This window comes from Streptomyces hilarionis, assembly GCF_024539675.1.
Taxonomy (GTDB): domain Bacteria; phylum Actinomycetota; class Actinomycetes; order Streptomycetales; family Streptomycetaceae; genus Streptomyces; species Streptomyces hilarionis.
This window is the reverse complement of the sequence record NZ_JAHHIT010000615.1, coordinates 1-311: the sequence shown is the minus strand read 5'-3', so window position 1 is coordinate 311 and position 311 is coordinate 1. Positions and strand designations below refer to the sequence as shown.

Genomic DNA, 311 nt, shown 5'->3' with positions numbered 1-311 from the left:
GTAAGTGGTCGCTTCTTGGGATTGGTTGGCGTGGGCCATGGTGGTTCTCCTGTTTCAAGGGAAAACGGCGACGCACAATCCCTGACGGGGATGTGAGCCCCCGTCAAGGTGGGTAGGTGAAGGCGAGCAATGAACAACTAGTCACCGGCAATCCGATGACGATCAGAACGATGCGTCCGGGGAATAGCGGTGCAGCTGAAGAGAATCCGCAGTAGTGGTCTGCGGATCTGGTGTAGTGGGCATTCATCACCGCCGAAGCGGTAACCGCGCGAGCTTCCGAACGCTGATCGCACTTGGGTAAACCACCACGA

The 311-nt window shown here is 57.6% G+C and carries 1 protein-coding gene; it reads right to left on the bottom strand.

The annotated features are described in order from the left end of the window. Positions 1–103: 103 nt before the first annotated feature. Positions 104–311, bottom strand: a 208-nt coding sequence (locus KMS84_RS44350; RefSeq protein WP_256921521.1) for a hypothetical protein, incomplete at its 5' end; no start/stop codon positions are given.